The organism is uncultured Tyzzerella sp. (assembly GCF_963558545.1).
Lineage (GTDB): Bacteria > Bacillota > Clostridia > Lachnospirales > CAG-274 > Tyzzerella.
In genome coordinates this window covers 1-7,930 of the sequence record NZ_CAUWHO010000067.1, presented here as the reverse complement: position 1 = coordinate 7,930, position 7,930 = coordinate 1, and the positions used below count along the sequence as shown (strand labels likewise).

4 protein-coding genes and 1 pseudogene are annotated in these 7,930 nt (G+C 26.8%); all 5 read right to left on the bottom strand.

The window, feature by feature from the left end; all coding sequences use genetic code 11:
• Positions 1-63: LysM peptidoglycan-binding domain-containing protein (locus R5Z65_RS10265; protein WP_369124037.1), on the bottom strand; the 63-nt coding region annotated here is incomplete at its 3' end.
• A 128-nt stretch (positions 64-191) separates the two neighbouring features.
• Positions 192-281: pseudogene (locus tag R5Z65_RS09015) on the bottom strand (IS200/IS605 family transposase); the annotation flags it as partial.
• A gap of 195 nt (positions 282-476) precedes the next feature.
• Positions 477-2,753 (bottom strand): glycoside hydrolase family 3 N-terminal domain-containing protein, encoded by a 2,277-nt coding sequence (locus R5Z65_RS09010; RefSeq protein WP_317368657.1) that lies wholly within the window; start codon positions 2,751-2,753, stop codon positions 477-479.
• A 10-nt stretch (positions 2,754-2,763) separates the two neighbouring features.
• Positions 2,764-5,841: an alpha-mannosidase gene (locus tag R5Z65_RS09005; protein WP_317368656.1), complete on the bottom strand. Its 3,078-nt coding sequence runs from the start codon at positions 5,839-5,841 to the stop codon at positions 2,764-2,766.
• Between the two features lie 110 nt (positions 5,842-5,951).
• Positions 5,952-7,613 carry an extracellular solute-binding protein gene (locus R5Z65_RS09000; protein ID WP_317368655.1) on the bottom strand — a complete coding sequence of 554 codons (1,662 nt, stop codon included), beginning with the start codon at positions 7,611-7,613 and terminating at the stop codon, positions 5,952-5,954.
• Between the last annotated feature and the right edge of the window lie 317 nt (positions 7,614-7,930).

The window sequence follows — 7,930 nt, the reverse complement described above, 5'->3', positions numbered from 1 at the left end:
ATTAAATTTTTTTGCTAAATCCCAAAGGGTATCGCCAGATTGTACAACATATGATAATGTCAAGATAGGAAATAAAATTTTTAAATATTTACACCTTTATTGTATATTTCATCAGAGGATAAATCAATGTATTCATTCTTTTTATGTATACTTTATTGACAATAGTCCACTATATCAGCTTTTATTTTTTAATATATTTCTTGTCTCCTATACTTTGGTGCAAATACTATATGATATTTGCATCTCCATTTAGAATGTGATAAACTATTTATGTCTTTGATGACAAAACCTCTATGATTTTATTTTTGGTTGCCAGACCATCTTTATTTTATCATATGAGGTTTTTACTTTTCTATAAGAGTTTTTACCTACCACCAGCATAGATTGTGGTTTATATCTAGCCTATTCGGCGACAACTGAAGGCTTATTAAAAAAGTTTTCAATAAGCCTTTTATACTTAATATTTGTTAATTTTTCTATTTTATTTTTATATCTGTCTTAAATATTTCTAGTCCCATATCTTGTAAATATAACTCAACTTCACTATTTTCTAAAACTAATTTCATTTCTTCATTATATATATATAATTCTTTTTTAGGCAATATAATAGTTACTTGTTTCTCTTTATTTTGTTTTACAAAAACCTTTTTAAATGCCTTTAATTCTTTTATACGTCTTATTGTACTTGCTTGTTTATGATGTATATATAATTGTAAAGTTGTAAAACTATCAATTTCACCTATATTTTTTATGTTAAGTGAAATTTCTATATTTTCATCTTCATTATTATTTTCTAAAGTATTTTTGTTTAAAGTTATATTATTATATTCAAATTTTGTATAGCTAAGACCATCACCAAAAGTATATAATGGCGTTTTTTCTAAATCATAGTAATTTAATGCACCATAAGATGATTTATAATTATAATAAATAGGTATTTGTCCTGTATGTCTTGGTATAGATACTGGAAGTCTTCCAGAAGGACTTATTTTACCAAACAAAATTTCAGCAATAGCTTCTCCACCTTTCATACCAGGATAGAAGCTGTATAAAAGAGCATTACTATTTTCGCTTACATTACTAATAGCATATGGTCTACCACCTATTATAATGCTTATAACATTATTGCAAACTTTAAATATCTCATTTGCTAATTCATTTTGATTTCCAGGTAATTCTAAGTTAGCACAGTCCATACCTTCGCCACAATCCATAGCTACTTTACTATTTGCAATAGCTGCCCCATTAGAATCAAAAGTAACTTCACCAAATCTACTACTAGAACCACCTAAAGCCAAAATAACTAAATCACTATTTTTAGCAAGTTCAATACATTCATTAATGTTCTCATTATTTTTATCTAAAATAGCACAACCTTTTAAATAATTTACTTCTATATCTAAGTTACTATTTTTTATATAATTTGTTATACCTTTTAGTACAGTTATACCTTCATTTTCATTTATATAAGGAGAATAATCTCCTAATTGATTATAAATATCATTACCATTAGGACCTATAATGGATATTTTTAATTTTTTATGTGTTTTGATAGGTAAAATATTATTTTCATTTTTTAATAATACAACAGATTGTTTTGCTAATTGTAAAGATTCATCATAATTATTATAATTATATTTTAAGAAATTTTCATTTTCTGGCAAATATGGATTTTCAAAAAGTCCTTGTTCAAATTTTCTTTCTAAAACTCTTAAAACACTCTTATCTAAATCTTCTATGGATATAAAACCTTTTTCAAGAGCTTCTTCTAATTTACTAAAAGATATATCCCATAAACTTATATCAACACCTGCTTTTAAAGCTTTAGCTCCAGATAATACATAATCGCCAGTCATACGATTTAATTGGTCAATAGCTACACCATCAGCCATAACTACACCATCAAACCCCATTTCATTTCTTAAAATATTTGTTAAAAGGTTTTTATTAGTATGACAATATACACCATCTATTTCATTATAGGCAGCCATTACACCTTTTACATTATTTTCACAACAAGCTTTCATACTAGGTAAATGTATTTCCCTAAGCTCTCTTTCACCTATTCTAGCTGCACTTGCATTTATACCGCCTGTGCATTCACCCTGTCCTGCAAAATGTTTAGCTACAACATCTACACCTTTGCTTTGAACAGCATTTACAATAGCTTTAGCAAATTTACTGCTATGATAAGGGTCTTCACCAAAACATTCTTCACTTCTTCCCCATCTAGTGTCTCTTAACATATCTAATAAAGATATTAAGGCAAGATTTACACCCATAGATTTTAATTGTTCACCACAAACTTCATAAGCTTTTCCAACAAGTTCAGGATTAAAAGTAGCTCCCATAGCTAAATTAACAGGTAGTAAATATCCACCTAGTGCTTGATGCCCGTGAGGACACTCTGTACTATGTAAAACAGGTATTTTTAACCTTGAATTTTCTAATACATATTTTTGTAATTTATTATAAGCTTTTATTGCATTTATACCAACTAAACCAGTATTAAAATCTTTAGCAGACCAAGGGTCTGAACGGTATAAACCGTATAAAACCCCTAATCCACTATATTTTTTAACTTCTTCTTTTAATTCATCAGTAAAAATAATGTCATCATCTTTCACTTCATAAATATTAAAACCATATAATCTTTGATTTAATTGCCCTACTTTTTCGGCAACAGTCATATATTTTAATAAATCTTTTGCTCTTTCTTTTGGAGATAAATTTTTATTTTTATATTTTTCCATAAATAACCTCTTATTTAATTTTAAATGTTTTTATTTCATAAGGTTTAATAGTAAATTCAAAACTATTATTATTAAATATTATATCATTTTCAAATTCTTCCATTAGGTTACATTCTTCTATACTATTAATATTAAAATCATTTAAAGTTATTGTAGCTTTGGTTAAACTATTTTCACATTCATAAACACGAATAATAATCCCATCATTATTTTCAGATTGTTTAATAGTTTCTATTATAACATTATTTTTATTTATATTAATAAATGATTTTTCTTTATTTTTATCTGTACCTACAATAGCATAAGCTTTCTGATTTAATTTGTATGCTTCATTAACAGTATTTGCATTATACCATTTTTCATTATGCGGATATAATGAATATGTAAAATAATGTTCTTCTTGGTCAGTTTCTTTAAATGGTTGTGTACCAGATTTAATTAATGTTAATCCTATATTGCCATCTTTTATAGAATGTCCATATTTACAATCATTTAATAAACTTACACCATAATGTCCTTCTGATAAATCTATCCATTTTTGCCCACAACTTTCAAACCTAGCTTTGTCCCAACTTGTGTTAGTATGTGTTTTTCTTGTAAGGTTACCAAACTGTATATCAAAAGTAGCTTCATCTGTATGTACTAAAACAGGAAAATGCACTTTTAATAAATGTTCTTTGTCTTTCCAATCTACATAAGTTTCAAAATCTATCCTTCTAATATCATTATAAAAATGTATTTTTTGTATTATTTTAGATTTACTTATATTTCTTTCAATTTTTAATGTTGCTCTAACTGTTCCTATTTCTGTCCATTCTATAGATACAATGTTGTCTACATCCCAATATTTTTCTGTATAATACATATCTATATCCCAGTTACTATAAGCCATAGGTTTATCTTCATACATACGCATTAAGTTAGCTTTAGCATTTTCTTGTAAAACTTGTCTATCATTTTCTTTATCATAAATACTTGTAATAAAGCCTTTGTCATCAAATTTTACATTATAAAAAGGTGTTTCTAAGTTGTTACCATCTAATATAAAGTTGCATTTAGGTGTAACAATATCAACAAGTTCAAAACATTTGCTACCTTTAGACTTAATATTTTCAACATATGCAATTGAGCTATTTTCTGTATTTTGTATAGGATAAATATTGCCATCTTCATCTTTTAACCCGTTTTTATTACATTTTTCAAACTCTACTATATCATTTCTATCAAAACCTAAAGTATTATAAATAGTTACATAATCACCTTTACCAGATAATTCTAATAAACGTTCATTTATTAATTCTTTTAATCTTTTTTCTATTTTATCATATTGTTCTTTTGTCATATCATATACTTCTTTTATAGAAGTACCTGGTAAAATATCGTGAAATTGATTTAATAAAACATTTTCCCAAATTTCATCTAGTTCTTGTTTATTGTGTTTTCCTGTTAACACATTTAAAAACTCTAAATCCATTAACATTTGCTCACATTTTCTATTAGAACGTTTATTTCTTCCCATAGAAGTATATGTTCCTCTATGATATTCAAAATAAAATTCACCTTCCCATAAAGGTAATCTATTGTTATCTTTTACCCTTTCTTTTAACTCATCAAAATATTTAAGAGCAAATTCTTGGCGTACTTTTGGAATACCTTCAATACCTTTTTCCATACGCTTAGACATTTCTAACATATCAGCAGTAGGTCCACCACCACCATCTCCATAACCATAACATACAAGAATATCATTATTTATATCTTTGTTTTGATACCTTTTCCAACCACCTATAAGAGCATCTGGGTGTAACATACCATTATATGTAGTGAAAAAGTCTTCTTCTTTTTGTCCTACACCTAAAGTTGTTATAAAATGAGTTAAAATTTCAGAGCCATCAATACCTCGCCAAATCATTGTATCATTAGGTATTTTATTAATTTGGTTCCAAGCTAATTTTGTTGTCATAAAATAATCAATACCAGATTTTTTCATTATTTGAGGTAATGCTCCAGAATATCCAAAAACATCGGGTAACCATAAAATACGATTATCTACACCAAATTCTTCTTTAAAAAATCTTTTTCCATACATAAATTGTCTAACTAAAGATTCACCAGAAGTTAAGTTACAGTCTGCTTCTACCCACATACCACCTTCTGTTTCCCATCTACCCTCTTTTACATATTTTTTAATTTTATCATATAAGTCTGGGTGTCTTTCTTTAACATATTTATATAATTGTGGTTGACTTGATATAAATTTATAATTAGGATATTCTTCCATAAGTTTTAGAACAGTAGCAAAACTTCTGCATACTTTTTGTTTTGTTTGGTCTGTTGTCCAAAGCCAAGCAACATCTATATGTGTATGTCCTATACAAGTAACTATTACATCATCATAACCAGTCATTTTTTCATAAAGTTCTACATTTATATAATTTATGGCTTCTTCAATAGATTTATAAAACTCTTCTGAATAAGAATTTCTTAAATCTATTAAATTTATTGTATCATTTAAGACTTTTTCTATTTGTATCTTAGCCTTACTTTCTTTATCAAATCTATCAAATGCAGCATAAGGTGTTCTTATATCATAATATAATTTTTCTATTTTTCTATCTATTTCTATTATTTCAAAAATTAATGTAAACTCTGAATATAGAGTACCTGTATAAGATTGTAAATCAAAAGTATAAATTTCACCTTCTTTAGCACATTCTGTTAATAAAACTCGTCTATGGTTCATATCTAATCCCTGTTTAGCTTCACCATTTACAAATAGTAAAAATTGTGGATTTTGCCCATCATCCCAATGCTCTATTTGAGTTTTAATATGTACAATAATAGGTTTTCCTTCAAGTTCTTTAGGTACTGTATAACTAGCTCTAAACCAATAATAACCATCTGGACCATACCAATGATCTTTTTTATGGTCAAAAGCTATCCATTGTTGCTCATTATTATCTACTTCTTGTGGAGTAATAAAAGAACCTTTTTTATATTTAACATTGTATACATCATATTTTTTCTTATCAATTAAACTTTTTAATTGTTGACATATAATTCCTATCCTTTTATCTATAAAATACATTAAAACACTTCCCTTTCCTTATTACATAAAATAAGATTTTTTCTTATTTCAATTTTATAAAAGAATATATATTTTTATTTTGAAATAAGAAAAAACCTCTAAATTTTAAATTATTTTTGTTTTAAAGCTTCTTGACGAATTTTAATATATTCTTGTAAACCTAATTTATCTAATTGAACACAATATTCGTCCCATTCTGCATTTACATCTGCTTGCCCACTAATCCATTGTGCTGTTTTTTGTTTAATATAATCTGTTATAGATACAGTATATTCAGATAATTTAGCAGCATCTTCTGGGTCTATCCAATAATCTGGTGTAACAGTATAATTTCCATTACCATCATTACCTACAAAATATGGCTCATAAAGTTCATCAACTATTTCTTTTTCTGGATATGCAGGATTAACTTCTTCTACAGTTATATTTTGTTTAAGTATATTTTTAGGTAAAGACTGACAGAAGATATTAGCCCAACTATATTTTTCATCTACTTCAGGGTCTAATTTTGATCTATCAAATACTTTATAGTGTTTTTCACCTAATTTTTCACAAGTAATATCAAATGGACCATTTAAAGCTTGGAATGAATTATCTGTTTCATATAAATTATCCCACCATCTAACAATTACTTCTGGATTTTTAGCTTTATCTGTAATTACTACTTGATTTTTTAAAGTAGATATACCATAAGAATCTGCTAACCATTTTGGTTCACTACATTGTGGACTTGATAACACTGGTAAAGGCTCATAATCAGGTTTTTGGCCAGCTTGGAATGGTTTAAAATCTCCACTACCATAAGCTATAGATACACCATATAAATCTTGGTTACCTTTACCTTTCCAAGTTGCTAAATCTTGTGTAAAAAATTCTGGGTCAAGTAAACCTTCTGCATTTAAACTCGCCATATATTCTATCATCATTTTATATTCTTCTCTATTAGCACCAAATTCTAGTTTACCATCTATCATAGTAAAACCATCATTTTCTATTGGTAAACCAAACCAACCACAAAGGTAACCTAATTTTCTATTGTTAGGATCAGATGAAAATGGTATCTCATCTGCTTTACCATTTCCATTAGGGTCTTGTGTTTTAAATGCACGAAGAACTTCTCTAAATTCTTCTGTATTAGTAGGCATTTCTAAACCTAATGTATCTAACCATTTTTTATTAATATATGGGCTAAAGTCTACTTTAGGTGCATCTATTACATAAGGTATAGCATAAATATGCCCATCTGGAGCAGTCATTGTTTCTCTAACACCAGGCATTTCTAAAAGTTCCATAATATTTGGTGCAAACTTTTCAAAATAATCTTCAAGGGGTATAAATATCCCCATATCAACACCATATGTTAAAATGTCATTAGATGATAAACACCAGCCACCTATAACATCTGTATAATCACCAGAGCTTAAAGCTAAACCATATTTTTCTTGAGCAATTTCATAAGCATAACTTTTAACATCAACCTGTACATTTGTTTGTTCTTCTAACATTGGCCAAACAAATTGACCTTCTAAAGGTGTAGAGTTGTCTACAAAAATAGAAAATGTATAATCTCCTTTATTGTCTACAATCGGTAATCCTTCAGCATTCATTATGCCATTTACTTTACCATTTTCATCTACTTCTAATACAGCTTTACCATTTTCATCTACATTAGTACCGCTTGAATTATTTGAACCACAACCTGTTAATAAAGCTTGTGTCATAAGCAAAACTGATAAAAACATAGATGTTTTTTTAATTAATTTTTTTTTCATAATACATCTCTCTCCTTTTAATAATGTATATAATATTTAATTTAATAAAATTAACTATGATATTATTTATAAAGTATTTTATTAAGCAATTAAAACTAGTTTACTTTATATAATATTTTTTCATTAAAAATTTATAAGTTTTAATTGTATTTTTATATTATAATTTTTCATAGTTCTAATATTATTGGTTTGTTATTTATTATATAATAAAAATACATTACTATTTTAAAAGATACTATTTGAATCGATGTGAATTTTTATAACAATTAATATGTTATTTTTTATTATGATATACCTTAATTTTTATCACCTTCATA

Excerpts from the sequence above, each read along its gene's own strand:
- R5Z65_RS09010 (WP_317368657.1), bottom strand. The coding sequence starts at position 2,753 with ATGGAAAAATATAAAAATAAAAATTTATCTCCAAAAGAAAGAGCAAAA.
- R5Z65_RS09005 (WP_317368656.1), bottom strand. The coding sequence starts at position 5,841 with ATGTATTTTATAGATAAAAGGATAGGAATTATATGTCAACAATTAAAA.
- R5Z65_RS09000 (WP_317368655.1), bottom strand. The coding sequence starts at position 7,613 with ATGAAAAAAAAATTAATTAAAAAAACATCTATGTTTTTATCAGTTTTG.